At 62.6% G+C, this 21,959-nt stretch carries 15 protein-coding genes; 8 read left to right on the top strand and 7 right to left on the bottom strand.

All coding sequences use genetic code 11. The features are described from left to right. Positions 1-7 precede the first annotated feature (7 nt). Together ACNFIC_RS10205 and ACNFIC_RS10200 are read right to left on the bottom strand one after the other, a co-directional pair. Positions 8-1,537 carry a dermonecrotic toxin domain-containing protein gene (locus tag ACNFIC_RS10205; protein WP_416780934.1) on the bottom strand — a complete coding sequence of 510 codons (1,530 nt, stop codon included), beginning with the start codon at positions 1,535-1,537 and terminating at the stop codon, positions 8-10. A gap of 116 nt (positions 1,538-1,653) precedes the next feature. After that, on the bottom strand, positions 1,654-3,600 hold the full coding sequence (locus ACNFIC_RS10200; protein ID WP_416780985.1) for a BCCT family transporter: 1,947 nt from the start codon (positions 3,598-3,600) through the stop codon (positions 1,654-1,656). A 534-nt stretch (positions 3,601-4,134) separates the two neighbouring features. Here ACNFIC_RS10200 and betI point away from each other — a divergent pair. From betI to trxC, 7 genes are all read left to right on the top strand, one after another. Beyond that, on the top strand, positions 4,135-4,791 hold the full coding sequence (gene betI / locus ACNFIC_RS10195; RefSeq protein ID WP_416780933.1) for a transcriptional regulator BetI: 657 nt from the start codon (positions 4,135-4,137) through the stop codon (positions 4,789-4,791). A 38-nt stretch (positions 4,792-4,829) separates the two neighbouring features. Then, complete coding sequence (gene betB, locus ACNFIC_RS10190) at positions 4,830-6,302, top strand: betaine-aldehyde dehydrogenase (protein WP_416780932.1); 1,473 nt, start codon at positions 4,830-4,832, stop codon at positions 6,300-6,302. Between the two features lie 156 nt (positions 6,303-6,458). Beyond that, entirely contained in the window at positions 6,459-8,150 is a 1,692-nt protein-coding gene (gene betA / locus ACNFIC_RS10185) for a choline dehydrogenase (protein ID WP_138220437.1), read from the top strand. A gap of 265 nt (positions 8,151-8,415) precedes the next feature. Continuing rightward, positions 8,416-10,158, top strand: a complete 1,743-nt coding sequence (locus ACNFIC_RS10180; RefSeq protein WP_138220438.1) for a potassium/proton antiporter — start codon at positions 8,416-8,418, stop codon at positions 10,156-10,158. A gap of 35 nt (positions 10,159-10,193) precedes the next feature. Next, a complete protein-coding gene (mscK, locus tag ACNFIC_RS10175) occupies positions 10,194-13,499 on the top strand; it encodes a mechanosensitive channel MscK (RefSeq protein WP_416780931.1) in 3,306 nt (1,101 codons plus the stop codon). Positions 13,500-13,583: 84 nt separating this feature from the next. After that, entirely contained in the window at positions 13,584-15,044 is a 1,461-nt protein-coding gene (gene selO, locus ACNFIC_RS10170; RefSeq protein WP_138220440.1) for a protein adenylyltransferase SelO, read from the top strand. 44 nt (positions 15,045-15,088) lie between these two features. Continuing rightward, positions 15,089-15,523, top strand: coding sequence for a thioredoxin TrxC (trxC, locus tag ACNFIC_RS10165; RefSeq protein WP_416780930.1), 435 nt, complete (start codon positions 15,089-15,091; stop codon positions 15,521-15,523). Here trxC and ACNFIC_RS10160 read toward each other — a convergent pair. Both ACNFIC_RS10160 and ACNFIC_RS10155 read right to left on the bottom strand, forming a co-directional pair. Then, positions 15,520-16,293 (bottom strand): ParA family protein, encoded by a 774-nt coding sequence (locus tag ACNFIC_RS10160; protein WP_138220442.1) that lies wholly within the window; start codon positions 16,291-16,293, stop codon positions 15,520-15,522. The genes trxC and ACNFIC_RS10160 overlap by 4 nt on opposite strands. A gap of 52 nt (positions 16,294-16,345) precedes the next feature. Then, a complete protein-coding gene (locus ACNFIC_RS10155; RefSeq protein ID WP_416780929.1) occupies positions 16,346-17,251 on the bottom strand; it encodes a LysR substrate-binding domain-containing protein in 906 nt (301 codons plus the stop codon). Between the two features lie 122 nt (positions 17,252-17,373). Between ACNFIC_RS10155 and ACNFIC_RS10150 the strand changes: the two genes are divergently transcribed. Beyond that, on the top strand, positions 17,374-18,615 hold the full coding sequence (locus ACNFIC_RS10150) for an MFS transporter (protein WP_416780928.1): 1,242 nt from the start codon (positions 17,374-17,376) through the stop codon (positions 18,613-18,615). 49 nt (positions 18,616-18,664) lie between these two features. Here ACNFIC_RS10150 and ACNFIC_RS10145 read toward each other — a convergent pair whose 3' ends face one another. The 3 genes from ACNFIC_RS10145 to ACNFIC_RS10135 form a co-directional block, all read right to left on the bottom strand. After that, positions 18,665-19,012 (bottom strand): YgiW/YdeI family stress tolerance OB fold protein, encoded by a 348-nt coding sequence (locus ACNFIC_RS10145; RefSeq protein ID WP_138220445.1) that lies wholly within the window; start codon positions 19,010-19,012, stop codon positions 18,665-18,667. A gap of 141 nt (positions 19,013-19,153) precedes the next feature. Further along, complete coding sequence (gene hemE / locus ACNFIC_RS10140; protein ID WP_138220446.1) at positions 19,154-20,218, bottom strand: uroporphyrinogen decarboxylase; 1,065 nt, start codon at positions 20,216-20,218, stop codon at positions 19,154-19,156. A 215-nt stretch (positions 20,219-20,433) separates the two neighbouring features. After that, on the bottom strand, positions 20,434-21,852 hold the full coding sequence (locus tag ACNFIC_RS10135; RefSeq protein WP_138220447.1) for an FAD-dependent oxidoreductase: 1,419 nt from the start codon (positions 21,850-21,852) through the stop codon (positions 20,434-20,436). Between the last annotated feature and the right edge of the window lie 107 nt (positions 21,853-21,959).

The raw sequence follows: 21,959 nt of genomic DNA, 5'->3' as shown, positions 1-21,959 counted from the left end.
CCGAGCGCTATTCGCGACCAAACAGCTGAGCGCGCAAGAGGAGTGTGCTGGGCTCATTGAGCACTTCGGCAGCGTGTTGCGGATAGGTACCGCCAATATCCACCTGTTCGATCAGCCGCGTGATGTAGACCGGGTTCATCCAGTCCATGATTTCCTGTTCCTGCCGGTGCCTGATGCCACTGACGACACCGCCAGAGAGGGCGTCCAGATGGCCGATGGCAAGCTCGGTAAGGGTCATGCTGCCCGCATCCTTGAGCGTGACAGGCAATTCTGGGTCCACAGAGGGATCAGGGATGGACACCGAGAGAATCAGGTCGTCCGGGAAGTAGTTGGCTTCGACCGGGTAGTCGGCAAGCAGCTGTTCACGCAGCCGACGCGCCGCATAGGCATGCAGATCTTCCAGATCACCCAGGGAGCTCTGCCCCTTGCTCAGCGCCTGCTCGATCGACGCATCCAGTAAAGCCTGCTGATACTCGAAGCGGTCACGACTGCTGGCGGTGAGCAGCCACTCGGGCAAGGCTGCGGCTGCGCCGATGGGGGCAGAGCGGTCCTCGTTGAGGAACAGTCGCGAGGGGTCACTCAACATCCCCATCACCGCTTCCAGCTCGGCACCGTCGGCCAATGCCGACAACTGAACACCCTCGATATCTTCAAGTAGCAGGTTCAGCAACATGCCTGATTGCTGCATGAAGACATCACCGTCCAAGGCACAACGGCGCCACGTGAGCTTGTCGAACCGGCAACCCCGTGCAAGAGACTCATGCAGGGCCGCGCTCAACGCAGCCAGATCGCCGAAGACGCTGATCGCGCCAGCAGGCGTACACCACAGGATCAGCTTGCGTTCGTCGCGCTCGGCCTCGATCAGCAAGTCCCCCGGCATGAACACCTGCTCGCTGTCGTCAGCGTCCCAGGAAAACGTCAGCGCACTGACTTCAATCCCGGTCCTGCCGAGCAGCACCTCGTTCAAGTAAGAGCGCTCGTCATCCTCCAGCCTGGCCCGCTTGACGCTATCGGCCAAGGTCATGCGCAGCGCCTGCTGCATCCAGCGGTGCCGGCCAACGCCATGCTCATCGGGGTTCGGGCGGGCCTCGGCGTTCCAATAGTCGAGTTGCGCTCGCTGAAAAGCCTCGATCAGCGACGCCAGGATGTCATCGAAAACCGCATTCATTTCAGACAAGCGCACGTTCAAGGCCTGCAAGCCACTGTGCTCGACCACTTCGTCGAGGCCCTTGGCGGGTGCCCCGGTACTCAGGTATTGCGACTCAGTGAATGCCGTAGCCCGGCCTTGCGCCAGCCCGTCGAGTAGCACAGAGCCCAAGCCCTGGAGCTCGATCTTGTCATCACGGATGAAGGCCACGCTGAAGCCTGCGACTGAGTCGATCTCGGGAAAATACGTGGGTAACTGCGGATAGCGCTCGACGAGCGCCTGGAATAGTTTGGCATCGAGCACCTGGCGCAACGTCGGGCGAGTTGCGAACTGCAGGGCGATAGCGTCTCTGAGCGTGAGGGTGGCAGGGTTTTCGGTGGGAAGGGTCATGCGCTTGGCTCCAGCCAGATAAAGAAGCCAGTACCTTGTGCAACCCTGCCACCGAACAGGTGCTACATAAGTCTTCACCTGCCAGGCACGCTACCTGGCAGGTGAAAGGTGCATCCTCAGCTGTACACGCGCCCCAGCAACTGGCGGTGGCTTTCGAACTGATCCAACACATCGCGCACGATCTGCTCGCGGGTAAAGCCCATCAGGTCGTACTCCTGACTGCCATCGTGCAGGTACACCTCGGCGCGGTAGAAGCGCTGGCGCACTTCAGGCTCGCCTTCGACCGGCGCCTCGCTCGGCGCAGCCAGGTAACCGTCTAGGCTGGCTTCATAGACGAACGGGTTGCCCTCCTCCATCAGCACCCGCAGGCCCATCATGCTGCGCGCCTGACCAACCCGGGTTTCCACTTCGAAGCCCAGGGTGCGCAACTGTTCCGCCGCCTCCTTGAGCGCAGGGCTGACCTGCTTGTCCATGAAGCGCTGTACCACTGCCTGGGTCGGCTGCAAGTCGAGCTGGCTCAGGCGCTCGCTGAAACCGCGCCGGCCACGCGCGGCCAACTCGGCGCGCTCGCTTTCGACGGCGACGTCCTGCTTCATGGCCTTCATCAGGCCGAACATGAACAGCACCAGCACCACCGAGAACGGCAAGCCGGCCAGCACCACCATGGTCTGCATGGCCTCGAAGTTGCCGGCGAACAGCAGGCCAATGGTCACCAAAGTGATCACCACCGACCAGAACACCACCATCCAGTGCGGGGCGTCTTCGTCCACCTGGCCGCCTTTGCACGACAAGTTGGCCATCATCACAGCGCCGGAATCGGCTGGGGTGAGGAACAGCACGAAGCCCACGAATACCGCCACACCAATCACGATCTTGGCGGCTGGGAAGTACTCCAGCAATTGGTAGATCGACATCGACGGCTGTTCGAGCGCGGTCTTGCCCAACTCCACCGCCCCTTGGTTGATCACCAGGTCCAGCGCGGTGTTGCCGAAGATCGACAGCCACGCCAGGGTGAAGCCCAGCGGGATCAACAGCACGCCGCTAACCAGCTGGCGCACGGTACGACCCTTGGAGATACGCGCGATGAACATGCCCACGAACGGGCCCCAGGAAATCCACCAGGCCCAGTAGAACACGGTCCACAGACCCAGCCAGCGCTCGGACTTGTCGCCCGAGCCTTCGTATACGTAGAGGTCGAAGGTCTTGAGCACCAGGCCGTTGAGGTAATCGCCGATGTTCTGCACGAAACCATTGAACAGGTGCAGGGTGTTGCCGGCTAGCAGGACGAAGATCAGCAGACCGCTGAAGAGTAGGATATTCAGGTTGGACAGGCGACGAATGCCGTTCTCCACACCCGACACCGCCGCCACGGTGGCAACACCGGCCATCACCAGGATCACCACCAGCAGGTTGGTCTTGCTGTGGTCCATGCCGAACAGGTATTCCAGGCCTGAGGCCACCTGCATCGAACCAATACCCAGGTTGGTCACCAGGCCCAGCAGGGTCACGAACATGCCGAAGATGTCCACGGCATGCCCGGCACCGCCTTTGACCCAACGCTCACCGACCAGCGGATACAGCGCCGAACGCAATGCCAGCGGCTGGTTATGGCGATAAGCGAAGTAGCCCACGGCCAGGCCTACCAGGGCGTAGATCGCCCAGCCGTGCAGCCCCCAGTGCAGGAAGGTCAGTTGCAGGCCCTGACGCGCAGCTTCGAGGCTGGCGGGCGTGCCCTCGGGCGGATTGAAGTAGTGATCCAGCGGTTCGGATGCACCGAAGTACAGCAGCGAGATACCAATACCGGAAGAGAACAGCATGCCGGCCCAGGCGCCGTAGCTGAAATCGGGGGTGTCGTCCTTGCCGCCAAGCTTGAGCTTGCCGAAATCGGAGAAGGCCAAGTAGATGACGAACAGCAGGTAACCGCAGATCACCAGCATGTAGTACCAGCCGAACGTGCGCGTCAGCCACTTCTGGGCAACGCCAAGCACTTGGCCTGCGGTTTCGGGTACAGCGATCAGCAAGGCAGTCAGAACAAGGATCATCATCGCCGAGGTGAAGAACACCACGCGATTGACCCGTACCCGCTCGGCGGGGGGCTTAGTCAGGGAGGCAGAACTCATTGCACGAATGCTCCGGGGAGTGCGGCAGTGGAGGCTAATCAGTCTTTTCCCGAGCAATTGGTGCCATAGCCCCACTGCTACAGGTGTTATAAAAGCACCCTGAAAACCGTGATCCCGAATAGAACGCTGCAAAAAAACCAGACCGGAGGACTGCCGCGATGCCGCACCCTGCATCAACAGTGCGCGCATTCGCCACAGCCACCTGGCCCGCTCCAAGGGCCGACCGCGCAGTCGATGACCGCTCGGCAGAATCTGTCATTCGCAGCGCCCGTGCCCGTCAACGCCTTGTATTCCGGGGGTTACGCGATTTTCCGGGGTGCCAATCCGTGTCCCTTTGACCGCCTGAAAAACTGTCAATGGCACAAATTGTCGCAGAGCTTATTCTTTATTGATTGAACGTTCAATCAAAACAAAATAGACTGGTCTTCGCCGAGTCAGCCGCTGGTCGTCTGCTCGCAGGCCTGAGGAGAAAGCAAGATGCCCAAGGTCGGTATGCAACCCATCCGCCGCCAGCAGTTGATCGAAGCCACCCTGCAGGCGGTCGATCAGGTCGGACTGGGAGATGCCAGCATTGCGCTGATTGCCCGTTTGGCCGGTGTGTCGAACGGCATCATCAGTCACTACTTTCAGGACAAGAACGGCCTGATCGCAGCGACGATGGGCTACATCATGAGCATGCTCAACGAGGGCGTGGCCGCACGCCGCCAGGCCCTGACGGACGACAGCCCGCGCGCCCACCTGAAAGTGATCATCGAGGGCAACTTCGATGCCAGCCAGGTGAATGGCCCGGCGATGAAAACCTGGCTGGCCTTCTGGGCCTCCAGCATGCACCAGCCGGCTTTGCACAGGTTGCAGCGGATCAACGATCACCGCTTGTACTCCAACCTGTGCTGCCAGTTCCGCCGCGCCTTGCCGCTCTACCATGCGCGCAAGGCCGCCCGCGGCCTGGCAGCCTTGATCGACGGACTCTGGTTGCGTGGCGCCTTGTCGGGTGATGAGTTCGACACCGATCAGGCGATACGCATCGCTTACGAATACATGGATCTACAACTGGCTAAACAGCACACCCTGGGCACTCATGGCCAGGCCGCTGATCCAACGCGCACGGCGAACGCCAACCCGGCAGGAGCCTGACGCGCCAGCCAACCACTCACTGCACTTGCGAGGACACTATGGCCCGTTTCGGAACGCAAAAACTCTACATTGATGGTGCTTACGTCGACGCTGGCAGCGACGCCACCTTCGAAGCCATCAACCCGGCCACCGGCGAAGTCCTCGCCCATGTGCAGCGTGCGACCCAAGCCGACGTCGAGAAGGCCGTCGAAAGCGCCGAGCGCGGCCAAAAAGTCTGGGCAGCGATGACTGCCATGCAGCGTTCGCGCATTCTGCGCCGCGCCGTCGACATCCTGCGTGAGCGCAACGACGAGCTGGCCATGCTGGAAACCCTGGACACCGGCAAGGCGTACTCCGAAACCCGTTATGTCGACATCGTCACCGGCGCCGATGTGCTTGAGTACTACGCAGGCCTGGTGCCGGCCATCGAAGGCGAGCAGATCCCGCTGCGCGAATCCTCCTTCGTCTACACCCGCCGCGAGCCGCTGGGCGTGACCGTGGGTATCGGCGCCTGGAACTACCCGATCCAGATCGCCCTGTGGAAGTCCGCCCCGGCGCTTGCTGCCGGCAACGCGATGATCTTCAAGCCGTCGGAAGTCACCTCGCTGACCACCCTGAAACTGGCCGAGATCTACACCGAAGCTGGCCTGCCGAACGGCGTATTCAACGTCCTGACCGGCAGCGGCCGTGAAGTCGGCACCTGGCTGACCGAGCACCCACGCATCGAGAAGGTTTCCTTCACCGGCGGCACCACCACCGGCAAGAAAGTCATGGCCAGCGCCTCGAGCTCGTCGCTCAAGGAAGTCACCATGGAACTGGGCGGCAAGTCGCCGCTGATCATCTGCGACGACGCCGACCTGGACAAGGCCGCCGACATCGCCATGATGGCCAACTTCTACAGCTCCGGCCAGGTCTGCACCAACGGCACCCGCGTGTTCGTACCGGCGGCCATGAAAGCGGCATTCGAAGCCAAGATCGCCGAGCGTGTAGCGCGTATCCGCGCGGGCAACCCGGAAGACGAGAACACCAACTTCGGCCCGCTGGTCAGCTTCGCCCACATGGAAAACGTGCTGGGCTACATCGCCAAGGGCAAGGCAGAAGGTGCCCGCGTGCTGTGCGGCGGCGAGCGCCTGAGCGAAGGTGACTTCGCCAAGGGCGCCTTCGTCGCCCCGACCGTGTTCACCGACTGCACCGACGACATGACCATCGTCAAGGAAGAGATTTTCGGGCCGGTGATGAGCATCCTCAGCTACGAGACCGAGGAAGAAGTCATCCGCCGTGCCAATGACACCGAATACGGCCTGGCCGCGGGTGTGTGCACCAACGACATCACCCGCGCCCACCGCATCATCCACAAGCTCGAAGCCGGCATCTGCTGGATCAACGCCTGGGGTGAATCGCCGGCAGAAATGCCGGTCGGTGGCTACAAGCAGTCCGGCGTCGGTCGCGAGAACGGCATCAGCTCGCTGGCTCAGTACACGCGCATCAAATCGGTCCAGGTCGAACTGGGCGGCTACTCGTCGGTCTTCTGACAGACCGCTGCAAGCCGCTAGCTTCAAGCTGCAAGAAAGAGCCGGTCGGCGTCAGGCCACCGGCCCTTGCAGCTCCAATCCATCGCGAGCTTCACCTGGCTGCTTTTTCTTGCAGCTTGTCGCCCGAAACTCGCCGCTGCTTCCGGAGGAAGCCTCATGGAATACGATTACATCATCGTCGGTGCCGGTTCCGCCGGTAACACCCTGGCCACCCGCCTGACCGAAGACGCAGGCGTCAAGGTTCTGCTGCTGGAAGCCGGTGGCCCCGACTACCGCTTCGACTTCCGCACCCAGATGCCAGCCGCGCTGGCCTTCCCGCTGCAAGGCCGGCGCTACAACTGGGCCTACGAGACTGACCCTGAGCCGTTCATGGACGGCCGCCGCATGGAATGTGGCCGTGGCAAGGGCCTGGGCGGCTCCTCGCTGATCAACGGCATGTGCTACATCCGCGGCAACGCCATGGACTTCGACGGCTGGGCAGAGCTGCCAGGCCTGGAAGACTGGACCTACCTGGACTGCCTGCCGTACTTCCGCAAAGCGGAAACCCGAGACATCGGCCCGAACGACTATCACGGCGGCGACGGCCCAGTCAGCGTGGCCACGCCGAAAGCCGGCAACAACCCGCTGTTCCACGCCATGGTCGAAGCTGGTGTACAGGCCGGCTACCCGCGCACCGAAGACCTCAACGGCTACCAGCAGGAAGGTTTCGGCCCGATGGACCGTTCGGTGACCAAGAACGGCCGCCGCTCCAGCACCGCCCGAGGCTACCTGGATCAGGCCAAGAAGCGCCCGAACCTGACCATCGTCACCCACGCCCTGACCGACCGTATCCTGTTCGACGGCAAACGCGCCGTTGGCGTGACCTATCTGGTCGGTGACAGCGAGGAGCGCATCGAAGCCCGCGCGCGCAAGGAAGTCATCGTCAGTTCCGGGGCCATCGCGTCGCCGCAGTTGCTGCAACGCTCCGGCGTTGGTCCGCGCGCCCTGCTCGAAAGCCTCGACATCCCGGTGGTCCACGACCTGCCCGGTGTTGGCGAGAACCTGCAGGACCATCTGGAGCTGTACCTGCAGTACGCCTGCACCCAGCCGGTGTCGCTGTATCCTTCGCTGCTGTGGTGGAACCAGCCGGCCATCGGCGCCGAGTGGCTGTTCAACGGCACCGGTATCGGCGCCAGCAACCAGTTCGAGGCAGGCGGCTTCATCCGTACTCGCCCCGAGTTCAAGTGGCCGAACATCCAGTACCACTTCCTGCCGGTCGCGATTAACTACAACGGCTCCAACGGCGTGAAGGAGCACGGCTTCCAGGCGCACATGGGTTCGATGCGCTCGCCTGCCCGTGGGCGTATCCAGGCCAAGTCGAAGGATCCGCGCCAGCACCCAAGCATCCTGTTCAACTACATGTCCACCGAACAGGACTGGCAGGAATTCCGTGACGGCATCCGCCTGACCCGCGAGATCATGGCCCAGCCGGCGCTGGATCCGTACCGTGGCCGCGAGATCAGCCCAGGCGAGCACGTGCAAACGGACGAAGAACTGGACAAGTTCATCCGCGAGCATGCCGAAACCGCCTTCCACCCATCCTGCTCGTGCAAGATGGGCACCGACGACATGGCCGTGGTCGATGGTGAAGGTCGCGTGCATGGCATGCAGGGTCTGCGTGTCGTCGATGCCTCGATCATGCCGCTGATCATCACCGGTAACCTCAACGCCACCACGATCATGATCGCCGAGAAGATTTCGGACAAGATTCGTGGCCGCAAGCCGCTGCCACGCAGCACGGCCAAGTACTACGTGGCAGGTGATGCACCGGTGAAGGGCAAGCCGATGCGTGAGGTGAAGCAGGCGTAAGCCTGTACTGGCCTCTTCGCGGGCAAGCCCGCTCCCACAGGGACTGCACTGCCCTTGAGGCCAGTGGTATTCCGGTGGGAGCGGGCTTGCCCGCGAAAGGGCCCACTCCGGCAACACAAGAAAAGGCACCCTTCGGGGTGCCTTTTTTCATATGCAGAAACGCTTTACAGCCTGCCAATTCATCAGGTTAGAATCGATTGGCACGCGACCTGCTAGTTCATCTTTGCAGGTCGTCACCCCCCGCGATGTATCGGAGTAATTGCCCTTGGATGCGAGCACCATCAACAGCCTGTTCCTGATCGGCGCACTGCTGGTCGGAGCAAGTATTCTGGTCAGCTCGCTGTCATCGCGCCTGGGCATCCCCATTCTCGTCATCATCCTCGCCGTCGGCATGGTCGCCGGGGTGGACGGTGGCGGCATCATCTTCAACAACTACCCGACCGCCTACTTGGTGGGTAACTTGGCCTTGGCCGTAATCCTGCTGGACGGCGGCCTGCGCACCCGGGTAGCGAGCTTTCGCGTCGCCCTGTGGCCAGCCCTGTCGCTGGCCACGGTTGGCGTGCTGATCACCACCGGGCTGACGGGCATGATCGCCGCCTGGCTGTTCAACCTGAGCCTGATCCAAGGCCTGCTGATCGGCGCCATCGTCGGTTCCACCGACGCGGCGGCAGTGTTCTCGCTGCTCGGCGGCAAGGGCCTGAACGAGCGGGTCACCGCGACGCTTGAGATCGAATCGGGCAGCAACGACCCAATGGCGGTATTTCTCACCGTCACCCTGATCGACATGATCGCCAGCGGCCAGACCGGCCTGCACTGGAGTTTGCTCACCCACCTGGTTCGCGAGTTCGGCATCGGCAGCCTGCTGGGCCTGGGCGGCGGCTGGCTGATGCTGCAACTGGTCAACCGTATCAACCTGGCGGGCGGGCTGTACCCGATCCTGGTCGTGGCGGGCGGGCTGGTGGTGTTTTCGCTGACCAACGCCCTGCACGGCAGCGGCTTCCTGGCCGTGTACCTATGCGGCCTGGTGCTGGGCAACAAGCCGATCCGCAGCCGTCACGGCATCCTGCATATGCTCGATGGCATGGCCTGGCTGGCGCAGATCGGCATGTTCCTGGTGCTGGGCCTGCTGGTCACGCCCCATGACCTGCTGCCCATCGCTGTCCCCGCGCTGTGCCTGGCCCTGTGGATGATTCTGGTGGCGCGCCCACTTTCGGTGGTCGCGGCGCTGTTGCCGTTCAAAGCGTTCCATGGCCGCGAGAAAGCCTTCATCAGTTGGGTAGGCCTGCGCGGCGCGGTGCCGATCATTCTCGCAGTGTTCCCGTTGATGGCCGGCCTACCGGACGCGCAGCTGTTCTTCAACCTGGCGTTCTTCATCGTGCTGATCTCGCTGCTGGTGCAAGGCACCAGCCTGCCGTGGATGGCCAAGCTGCTGAAGGTCACCGTACCGCCGGACCCGGCGCCGATCTCGCGCTCCGCACTGGAGGTGCACATCACCAGCGAGTGGGAGCTGTTCGTCTATCGCCTGGGGGCCGAAAAGTGGTGCATCGGCGCCGCCCTGCGCGAGCTGAAAATGCCCGAAGGCACGCGGATTGCCGCGCTGTTTCGCGGTGAGCAGCTGTTGCACCCTTCGGGCAGCACGGTGCTGGAGGTCGGCGACATGCTCTGCGTGATCGGCCACGAACACAACCTGCCGGCACTGGGCAAGCTGTTCAGCCAGGCGCCACAGCGCGGCCTGGACCTGCGCTTCTTCGGCGACTTCGTGCTCGAAGGCGATGCCGAGTTGGGTGCGGTGGCCACCCTGTATGGCCTGAAACTCGATGGCCTGGACGCGAAAATGCCGCTTGCGCAGTTCATCCGACAAAAGGTCGGAGGCGCTCCAGTGGTAGGCGATCAGATCGAATGGCACGGCACGATCTGGACGGTCGCGGTCATGGACGGGAACAAGATCCAGAAAGTCGGCGTCAGATTCCCCGAAGGAACCCGGCCAAGCCCTGGGTTGTTCCTCTAAACTCCGATTGGCCTTGTCGTACAAGAATGCTGCCTATGTCCCTGCGCGTTTATTGCCACGCAGCCCTGCTTGGGCTGTGCCTGACCCTGTCGTTCGCCGCCACCGCGGCGCAGGTCCCGACTACCCCTGGCATCCAGAACAGCCTCGACAAGATCGCCGAGCGCAAACTCCCTGAAGCCGAACAGAAAGCCGTGCAGCAGGTGCTGGAACAGACCCTGGCACTGCTGTCGAGCAAGGAAGACAGCGAGCAGAAGCTCGCCGACCTCAAGCAGCAGTTGGCCGGTGCGCCACAACAGATCCGCGAAAGCCAGCGCGAGCTGATCAAGCTCAAGGGCGCGGTCAGCGTACCGGTGACCCAGCGCTACGCCAGCCTCAACGTGCCGCAACTGGAGCAGATGCTCAGCGAGCGCAGCACCCAGCAAGGCGAGCTGCAAAAAGCCCTGACCGAGGCCAACAGCCTGATCATCAACGCCCAGACCCGCCCAGAGCGCGCCCAGGCCGAGATCAGCGCTAACCAGACGCGCATCCAGCAAATCAACAACAGCCTCAAGTCCGGCAAGGACAATGGCAAGCCGCTGACCAGCGACCTGCGCAACCAGCTCAACGCCGAGCAAGCCTCGCTCAACGCCCTGACCCTGCTGCGCCGCCAGGAGTTGGCCGGCAACAGCCTGCTGCAAGACCTAGGCAACGCCCAGCACGACCTGCTGATTGAGCGTGCCGCGCGTCTGGAACAAGAAATCCAGGACTTGCAGACGCTGATCAACGACAAGCGCCTGGCCCAGTCGCAACAGACCGTCACACAGCAATCGCTGGAAGCGCAAAAGGCTGGCGGCAGCACCCTGCTGGCCAATGAAAGCGCGGCCAACCTCAAGCTCTCCGACTACTTGCTCAAAAGCACCGACCGCCTCAACGAACTGACCCAACAGAACCTCAAGGCCAAGCAGCAACTCGACAGCCTGAGCCAGGCCGACCAGGCGCTGGATGAGCAGATCAACGTGCTCAAGGGCAGCCTGCTGCTATCCAAGATCCTCTACAAGCAGAAACAGGCCCTTCCGCACCTGAAACTGGACCGTGACCTGGCCGACCAGATCGCCGACATCCGCCTGTACCAGTTCGAGATCAACCAACAGCGCGAACAAATGAGCAGCCCGTCCAGCTATGTCGACAAGCTGCTGGCCGCCCAGCCCCAGGAAGATGCCACGCCAGCGTTGCGCAAAGCCCTGCTGGAAGTGGCGATCACCCGCAGCGACCTGCTCGAACGGCTGAACCGCGAGCTGTCGGCCCTGCTCAACGAGTCGATCACCCTGCAACTGAACCAGAAACAACTGCTCGGCACAGCGCAGAACCTGCGCACCACGCTTGAAGAGCAGATGTTCTGGATTCCCAGCAACAAGCCACTGGACTGGGAATGGCTCAGCTACGTGCCGCAACGCCTGGCTGACCAGGTCGCCAGTCTGCCGTGGGGCTCGGGAGTCAGTGAAGTAGCCGATGGACTGATTCAGCGGCCGCTGCTGTTCCTGCCACTGCTGCTAGTGATCGGCGCACTGCTTTGGCGGCGCAAGGCGCTGTACCGGCGCCTGGGCAAGGTCCACCAGGACATCGGCCACTTCAAGCGCGACAGCCAGTGGCACACGCCCCAGGCGATTCTCATCAACATCCTGCTGGCCATGCCGCTGGCCCTGGCCCTGGCCCTGGGCAGCTACGCCCTACAAATCGACGCCCGCGGACAAAACGCCAACCTCGGTGCGGCGCTGTGGCAACTGGCCCAAGCCTGGCTGGTGTTCTACACCGCCTACCGCATCCTCGCCCCCGGCGGGGTCGCCGAGATCCACTTCCGCTGGCACAAGCCGCAGGTCGAATTCCTACGTGCCTGGGTGCGCCGGTTGGGGACCGTGGTCATGGCCCTGGTGGGCGTGGTGGCCGTGGCCGAACATCAGCCTTCGGCGCTGGCCGACGACGTGCTGGGCATCGGCGTGGTACTCGCTTGCTACGCCCTGATGGCCTGGTTGCTGAGCCGCCTGCTGCTGAGCAGCCCGGCGCACCGCAATACCTCGCTGTTCCGCAAGGCGGTCGGGGTGGCCTTTACCGCATTGCCCATCGCGCTGTTCGTGGCGGTGTGCTTCGGCTACTACTACACCGCGCTCAAGCTCACCGACCGGCTCATCTACACCCTGTACCTGCTGCTGTTCTGGCTGGTGATCGAGGCGGCCTTCGTGCGCGGCCTGTCGGTCGCAGCGCGGCGCCTGGCCTACCAACGCGCCCTGAGCAAGCGTCAGGCGGCCAAGGAAGGGCTAGATGGCGAAGTGGTGGTCGAAGAGCCGACGCTGGACATCGAACAAGTCAACCAGCAGTCGCTACGACTGATCCGCCTGGCCTTGCTGGGTGGCTTCATCGGCGGGCTGTACTGGGTGTGGGCAGACCTGATCACGGTGTTCGCCTACCTGAACAACATCACCCTCTACGAATACACCAGCGGTACAGGCGCGGCGGCCAGCATGGTGCCGATCAGCCTGGGCGACCTGCTCGGCGCACTGGTGATCGCCGGCATCACCATGGCCTTGGCCAGCAACCTGCCGGGCCTGCTCGAGGTGCTGGTGCTGTCGCGCCTGAACCTGGCCCAGGGCAGCGCCTACGCGATCACCACGTTGTTGTCCTATGTGATAGCCGGGGTGGGCATCGTCAGCACCCTGGCCACCCTCGGCGTCAGCTGGGACAAGCTGCAATGGCTGGTGGCGGCATTGTCACTGGGCCTGGGCTTCGGCATGCAGGAGATCTTCGCCAACTTCATTTCCGGCATCATGATCCTGTTCGAGCGCCCGGTACGCATCGGCGACACCATCACTATCGGCAATTTGTCCGGCACGGTGAGCCGTATCCGCATCCGCGCCACCACCATTACCGACTTCGACCGCAAGGACATCATCGTCCCCAACAAGACCTTCATCACCGGCCAATTGATCAACTGGTCGCTGACCGACACAGTCACCCGGGTCACGCTGAAGCTGGGCATCGACTACGGCTCGGACCTGGACCTGGTCCGCGACCTGCTGCTCAAGGGCGCCCACGAAAATCCACGGGTACTCAAGGACCCGGAGCCGATCGTGTACTTCCTGAACTTCGGCGAAAGCTCACTGGACCATGAGCTGCGCATGCATGTGCGCGACCTGGGCGACCGCAACCCGACCCTGGATGAGCTGAACCGCTACATCAATCGCGAGTTCAAGGCCCACGACATCAAGATCTCAGTGCGCCAGGTGGAGGTATTCCTGATGGATACCAAGAACGGCAAGCAGCAGTTGATCCCCATGGACGGCAAGCCTGATAGCACACCTGGGGCCTGAAACGCCTCGAATACTTTATTCTGTGGTCATTCCGCGCGAGGGGCCTTACCGCCAGCCCTTGGCATCGATTTCCAGGAGCAGCCCGTGACGACCCTCGACCACCTGACCTTCGACAACCGCTTCGCCCGCCTGGGCGATACGTTCTCCACCGAGGTTCTGCCCGACCCCATCGCCGAACCGCGCCTGGTGGTCGCCAGCGAGGCCGCCATGCGGCTGCTCGACCTCGACCCAGCCGAAGCCGAACTACCGGTCTTCGCCGAGCTGTTCAGCGGCCACAAGCTGTGGGCCGAGGCCGAGCCTCGGGCAATGGTCTATTCCGGCCATCAGTTCGGCGCGTACAACCCACGCCTGGGCGATGGCCGCGGCCTGTTGCTGGGCGAGGTGGTCAATGACCTGGGCGAGCACTGGGACCTGCACCTCAAGGGCGCAGGCCAGACGCCTTACTCGCGTATGGGTGACGGCCGTGCGGTGCTGCGCTCCTCAATCCGCGAATTTCTCGCCAGCGAGGCGCTGCACGCCCTGGGCATCCCCAGCAGCCGCGCCCTGTGCGTGATCGGCTCAAGCACCCCGGTGTGGCGCGAAACCCGTGAAAGCGCCGCCATGCTGCTGCGCCTGGCCCAGAGCCACGTGCGCTTCGGCCACTTCGAATACTTCTACTACACCAAGCAGCCCGAGCAGCAGCGCGTGCTGCTCGAGCATGTGCTGCAACAGCATTACCCCGAATGCCTGGATGCCGAGCAGCCGTTCCTGGCCATGTTCCGCACCATCGTCGAGCGCAACGCCGAGTTGGTCGCGCGTTGGCAGGCCTATGGTTTCTGCCATGGGGTGATGAATACCGACAACATGTCGATCCTTGGCATCACCTTCGACTTCGGTCCCTACGCCTTCCTCGACGACTTCGACGCTAACTTCATCTGCAACCACTCCGACGACCGTGGCCGCTACAGCTACGCCAACCAGGTGCCGATTGCCCACTGGAACCTCAGCGCCCTGGCCCAGGCGCTGACCACAGTGATCGAGGTGGAGCCACTCAAGCGCACGCTGGAGCTGTTCCTGCCGCTGTACCAGGCCCACTACCTTGACCTGATGCGCCGTCGCCTGGGTTTGACCTGCGCCGAGGACGACGACATGGCGCTGGTCGAGCGCCTGTTGCAGCGCATGCAAAGTGGCGGCGTGGACTACACCCTGTTCTTCCGTCGTCTGGGCGATCAGCCGGTGGCGGAGGCGTTGCAGCAGGTGCGCAATGACTTTATCGACTTGGCCGGCTTCGATGCCTGGGGCGCCGAATACCTGGCCCGTTGCCAGCGCGAGCCGGGTAACGCCGAAGGCCGGCGCGCGCGCATGCATGCGGTCAACCCGCTGTACATCCTGCGCAACTACCTGGCCCAAAAAGCCATCGAGGCCGCAGAAGGTGGTGACTACAGCGAGGTACGGCGACTGCATCAGGTGTTGAGCAAGCCGTTCGAAGAACAGGACGGCATGCAGGCGTATGCCGAGCGGCCGCCTGAGTGGGGCAAGCACCTGGAGATCAGCTGTTCATCCTGAATCCTGGGGCTGCGCAACAGCCCCAACATTATCAAGGAGATAAAATGTCCAACCCCCTGGTAATCCCCTGCCCCCACTGCAACGGCCTGAGCCGACTGCCCGCCGACCGCCTGGGTGACAGCCCAAAGTGCGGTCGCTGCAAGCAAGACATGCTGCTAACCCGCCCGTTCGACCTTAGCCAAGGCAACTACAGCGCCCAGATCAAGGGCGACCTGCCACTGCTGCTGGATGTCTGGGCCGACTGGTGCGGCCCATGCAAGAGCTTCGCGCCGGTGTTCGAGCAAGCCGCCCGCCAACTCACCGGCCGCTGCCGCCTGGCCAAGCTCGACAGCGAAGCCAACCGCAACCTGGCAGGAGAACTGGGCATCCGCTCGATCCCCAGTCTGATCCTGTTTAAAAATGGCCGCGAAGTGAGCCGCCAGGCCGGCGCGTTGCCACTCCCGTCATTGCTGGAGTGGCTGCGCGGGCAGGGAGTCTAGGCGCTACGTTCGAGCAGATCGTGCAGTTCAACGAACTGCTGCGTCAGCTTGTGCCGGGGTTCCAGGTGGATCAGCGGCAGGCTGGCATGGTGGGATTCGCGCATCTTCACCGAACTCCCCAGGTACACCGGCAGTACCGGCAAGCCTTCGGCCAGCAGTTCGTCGAGCATTTGTTGCGGCAGGCTAGCCCGCGACTGGAACTGGTTGACCACGATGCCTTCGACGACCAACTCGTCGTTGTGATCTTCCTTGAGCTCGTCGATCTCAGCCAGCAGGCCATACAGTGCCTGACGGGAAAAACTGTCGCAATCGAAGGGAATTAGCACGCGATCAGCGGCAATCAGCGCAGAAACCGCATAGAAATTCAGCGCAGGTGGCGTGTCGATGTAGATCCGATCGTAATCGTCGTCGAGCGCTTCGAGCAGTTTGCGCAGCTTGTTGATCTTGTGCTTGGCCTCAAGCTTGGGCTGTAGGTCAGCCAGCTCCGGTGTGGCGGTGACGACATGCAGATTGTCGAACGGGGTTTCGTAGATATCGACCGTGTTCTTCTTGGCGAACGGCCCGCTGGACAACGACTGCTTGAAGAAATCGGCGATGCCCATGGGAATATCGTCGCCAGTGAGCCCCGTCAGGTACTGGGTCGAGTTGGCCTGGGCATCCAGGTCGATCAGCAGGGTCCGATAGCCTTCGCTGGCACTCACCGCCGCCAGGTTGCAGGCAATGCTCGACTTGCCCACGCCACCTTTCTGATTGAATACCACGCGCCGCATGATTGACCTCCGTGTTTCAACGAATGCCCGAGTATGTGACCAGTGCTGCGGTTTAGCCAGCACCTTCGGGCATTTCCAGAGCCGCCAGCAGCTCGACGAACGCGCTGGCCATGGCCGATGCCGACGCCTCACGGCGCACCAGCCAGACCGCCGTCATTGCCTCCTCGTCCAACAGCGTGCGGTACACCACGCCCTCGATGCGCATGCGCTGGAACGACGCCGGTAGCACCGACACCCCAAGCCCTGCCGACACCAGGCCGATAATCGTCATTGCCTCACCGGCCTCCTGGGCGAAGTGCGGGCTGAAGCCTGCCTGGCGCGCCAAATGCAGCAATTGCGCATGCAGACCACTGCCGTAGCTACGCGGGAAGAACACGAACGGCTCATGTGCCAGTGCCTGCATGTACAGCCCTTGCGCGCTACCGGCTGCCAACGGGTGCGAGGCGTTCAGCACTGCCACCAGCGGCTCGCGGAACAGTTCGGTACAACGGATGCCTGCCGGCAAAGGCATCGGGCGCATCAAACCGACTTCGATGGATTCGTCGAACACCGCCTCCACCACCTCACGGCTGCTCATTTCCTTGAGGTTCAGGTGCACCGAAGGGTAGCGCTGGCGAAATGCGTGAATCGCCCGGGGAATACGCGAGGTGAACGGCGCCGACGAGGTGAAGCCGATCTTCATCTCACCCAGCTCACCCAATTGCGCGCGGCGCGCCACGTCGGCCGCCTTCTCTACCTGCGCCAGCACCTGGCGGGCTTCCTCCAGGAACAGCCGCCCGGCCTCGCTGAGTTCAACGCGACGGTTGGTACGCTCGAACAAGCGGGCGCCCAGCTCCTGCTCCAGAGCCTGGATCTGCTGACTCAAAGGTGGTTGTGAGATGCCCAGTTGCTGGGCCGCGCGGCCAAAGTGCAGCTCCTCGGCCACGGCAATGAAGTAACGCAGGTGACGCAGCTCCATGATCGGCTCCGAACAAGTCGTATAACGTCTTAAACAGGTCGAACAATATATTGGATCTAATCATTAGCCAGCTATATGCTTTTTTCATCGCAGCACCGGCCCCGCGCCCGAGGTACCCTTTCGTGAGAACCGCCGCAGCCCCCTTTGCCCCCGAACCCGAACCTGCCGTGAACGACAGCTGGATCGAAAAAGGCACCCCCGCCTTCATGAAGACCGTACTGGCGCTGTTCAGCGGCGGTTTCGCCACCTTCGCCCTGCTCTACTGCGTACAGCCGATGATGCCGCTGCTGTCGCAGGAGTTCGCCATCAACGCAGCCCAGAGCAGCCTGGTGCTGTCGGTATCCACCGCCATGCTCGCCATCGGTCTGCTGATCACCGGGCCTATTTCCGACCGTATCGGGCGCAAGCCGGTGATGGTCTTCGCGCTGCTGTGCGCGGCGTTGTCGACCCTGGCCAGCGCGGTGATGTCAAGCTGGGAACTGGTGCTGGCCACGCGCGCCTTGGTAGGCCTTTCGCTGAGCGGCCTGGCGGCAGTCGCGATGACCTACCTGAGCGAAGAGATCCACCCACAGCACATCGGCCTGGCCATGGGCTTGTACATTGGCGGCAATGCCATCGGCGGGATGAGCGGACGGCTGATCAGCGGCGTGCTGATCGACTTCGTCAGCTGGCACACCGCGATGCTGGTGATTGGCGGCCTGGCGCTGGTAGCCGCGCTGGTGTTCTGGAAGGTGCTGCCCGAATCGCGCAATTTCCGCGCCCAGGCCATGAACCCACGCAGCCTGCTGGATGGCTTCGTGATGCACTTCAAGGATGCCGGGCTCCCGTGGCTGTTCCTCGAAGCATTCCTGCTGATGGGCGCCTTCGTCACGCTGTTCAACTACATCGGCTACCGCCTGTTGGCTGGCCCTTACCACATGAACCAGGCGCTGGTCGGGCTGCTGTCGGTGGTCTACCTGTCGGGTATCTACAGCTCGGCCCAGGTCGGCGCACTGGCCGATAAGCTGGGTCGGCGCAAGGTGTTCTGGGCCAGTATCGTGGTAATGGCTGGCGGCCTGCTGATGACAATGGCCAACCCGCTAACGCTGATCATCCTTGGCATGCTGGTGTTCACCTTCGGCTTCTTCGGCGCGCATTCGGTAGCCAGTAGCTGGATCGGACGCCGGGCCTTCAAGGCCAAGGGGCAAGCCTCATCGCTCTACCTGTTCTGCTATTACGCAGGATCTAGCGTGGCGGGGACCGCCGGCGGGATGTTCTGGCACCAGTGGGGCTGGAACGGTATCGGGCTGTTCATCGGCAGCTTGCTGGCCGTGGCGTTGGGAGTAGCCGTGCATCTGAGTCGATTGGCGCCGAAGTCGGCATAAGGCATTCGCGGTGGTCCGGCATTGCGACCACCGCGACTAGGCCCTCGGATCAGTTGATGATCTCGACAATATCCACATCCACTTCACGGCTCATCAAGTGCTTCTCCACCTCACCGGTCAGCTTGACGCGGGTCTTCTCGTTAAACGGCGTGGGTGGCAAGTCTTCATCGTCGATCTCGACGGTGATGGTGCCGGTGTTGTCCTTGAACTCGTACTTGTCGTCGTTGTTGATCTTCTTGGTGACGAAGCCTTGCAGCACGACCGGGGTATCGTCGGCAGCGTCGTTGGCAGCGGCGACGGTGGTCACGGCCTGGGCGCCAGGGCCGGTGTAGCCGGCAGCCAGGGCGGCAGTGCTGAACAGCGGGGCGAGGATCAGGGGCAGGTAACGGGCTTTCATGATGATCGGGTCCTGTTTGCGTTTTGATGCGCCCAGATTACCGACGATCACTGAATTCAAACTTAATCCAAACAAACGCGGGGCCAGCCCGCTTCCACGCCTGTACGTGGAAGCGGGCTGGCCCCGCGATAGGTAAGCGGTTTACCCGTGGTACTGCGCCGACAGCTCGTGCACGGCGTTGATGAACACGCCAGCGTGCTCAGGGTCGACTTCCGGCGTGATGCCGTGGCCGAGGTTGAACACGTGGCCGCTGCCGTTGCCGTAGCTGGCCAGGATACGCGCCACTTCCTTGCGGATAGCCTCGGGCTTGGCGTACAACACGGTCGGGTCCATGTTGCCCTGCAAGGCCACCTTGTCACCGACGCGGCGGCGCGCATCGCCGATCTCGCAGGTCCAGTCCAGGCCCAAGGCGTCGGCGCCGGCTTCGGCGATGCTTTCCAGCCACAGGCCACCGTTCTTGGTGAACAGGATGACTGGCACCTTGCGCCCTTCGTGCTCGCGGATCAGGCCGCTGACGATCTTGCGCATATAGTTAAGCGAGAACTCCTGATAAGCCGCCGCCGACAGGTTGCCACCCCAGGTGTCGAAGATCTGCACCGCCTGCGCGCCCGCCAGGATCTGGCCGTTGAGGTAGCTGGTGACCGACTGGGCCAGCTTATCCAGCAGCAAGTGCAGGGCTTCGGGGTTGTCGTAGGCCATGGCCTTGGTCTTGCGGAAGTCCTTCGACGAACCGCCCTCGACCATATAGGTGGCCAGGGTCCAGGGGCTGCCGGAGAAGCCAATCAGCGGCACGCGGCCATTGAGTTCGCGGCGGATGGTGCTGACCGCATCCATGACGTAGCCCAAGTCCTTCTGCGGATCGGGGATCGGCAGTGCCTCGATATCCGCCAGGGTGCTGACGACCTTCTTGAAACGCGGGCCTTCGCCGGTTTCAAAATACAGGCCCTGACCCATGGCATCGGGGATGGTGAGGATGTCCGAGAACAGAATCGCCGCATCCAGCGGGTAGCGCTCCAGCGGCTGCAAGGTGACCTCGCAGGCGAACTGCGGGTTCATGCACAGGCTCATGAAGTCACCTGCCTTGGCACGGCTGGCGCGGTACTCCGGCAAGTAGCGGCCGGCCTGGCGCATCATCCAGACTGGGGTGACGTCTACGGGTTGCTTGAGCAGCGCGCGCAGGAAACGATCGTTCTTCAGGGCAGTCATGTCGGCATCCGGAAAAAAAGTGCGGGCATTTTCTCAGACGCAGACGCAAAAGGCACGGCCAAGGCCATGCGTTTTGTCTATTGGGTGCCGTAGATCAAACGATCTTGTATACAAAAAATGGCTTTGGGGGCCGCTTCGCAGCCCTTTCGCGGCACTAGGCCGCTCCTACAGGGGTAGGACCGGCCCGAAAGGGCTGCAAGGCAGCGCAGGATGGATCAGACTTCGAGGTAATCCAGGATGCCTTCGGCAGCGTTACGCCCTTCGAAGATCGCCGTCACCACCAGGTCCGAACCGCGCACCATGTCGCCACCCGCGAAGATTTTCGGGTTGCTGGTCTGGTGCTTGAACTTGCCCTTCTCCGGCGCCACCACGCGGCCTTGGCTGTCCAGCTGGATACCGTGCTGCTCGAACCATGGCGCCGGGCTTGGACGGAAACCGAAGGCGATGACCACGGCGTCGGCCGGCAGGATCTCCTCGGAGCCTGGGATCGGCTCGGGGCTGCGACGGCCACGGGCATCCGGCTCGCCCAGGCGCGTTTCGACCACCTTGACGCCTTCGACCTTGTCTTCACCGACGATGGCGATGGGCTGGCGGTTGTAGAGGAACTTAACGCCTTCTTCCTTGGCGTTCTTCACCTCTTTGCGCGAGCCCGGCATGTTGGCTTCGTCGCGGCGATAAGCACAGGTCACCGACTTGGCGCCCTGACGGATCGAGGTGCGGTTGCAGTCCATGGCGGTGTCGCCGCCGCCCAGTACCACGACCTTCTTGCCCTGCATGTCGACGAAATCTTCCGGCGACTTCTCGAAACCGAGGTTGCGGTTGACGTTGGCGATCAGGAAGTCCAGTGCGTCGTGCACACCCGGCAGGTCCTCACCTGGGAAGCCACCTTTCATGTAGGTGTAGGTGCCCATGCCCATGAACACGGCATCGTATTCGGCAAGCAGTTGCTCCATGCTGATGTCCTTGCCCACCTCGGTGTTCAGGCGGAACTCGATGCCCATGCCGGTGAAGACTTCGCGGCGGTTGCTCAGCACGGTCTTTTCCAGCTTGAACTCGGGGATGCCGAAGGTCAGCAGGCCACCGATCTCGGGGTTCTTGTCGAACACCACCGGGGTCACCCCGGCACGCACCAGCACATCGGCGCAGCCCAGGCCCGCAGGGCCGGCACCGATGATCGCGACACGCTTGCCGGTCGGCTTGACCTTGGACATGTCCGGGCGCCAGCCCATGGCGAATGCGGTGTCGGTGATGTACTTCTCGACCGAGCCGATAGTCACCGCACCGAAACCATCGTTCAGCGTACAAGCCCCCTCGCACAGGCGGTCTTGCGGGCACACGCGACCACAGACTTCCGGCAGGGTGTTGGTCTGATGGGACAGCTCGGCCGCAGCCAGGATGTTGCCTTCGGAGACCAGCTTCAACCAGTTGGGGATGAAGTTGTGGACCGGACACTTCCATTCGCAATACGGGTTACCGCAGCCCAGGCAACGGTGCGCCTGCTCGGCGGACTGCTGCGGCTTGAACGGTTCGTAGATCTCGACGAACTCTTTCTTACGCTGGCGCAGCAGCTTTTTCTTCGGGTCCTTGCGGCCCACTTCGATGAACTGGAAGTCGTTACTCAGACGTTCAGCCATTTTTTCAAAACCTCTTAACAGCAGCTGCGAGCTACAAGCTGCAAGCCGCAAGACGATCACTTAAGCCGGGCAGGCCCCGCGCACGGGGCTTGCCACTTGCAGCTGCT

The sequence above is a fragment of the Pseudomonas sp. NY15463 genome, assembly GCF_048068415.1.
Classification (GTDB): domain Bacteria; phylum Pseudomonadota; class Gammaproteobacteria; order Pseudomonadales; family Pseudomonadaceae; genus Aquipseudomonas; species Aquipseudomonas mosselii_C.
Note: the sequence above shows the minus strand (reverse complement) of the source record. Positions and strands in the feature narration are given on the sequence as shown.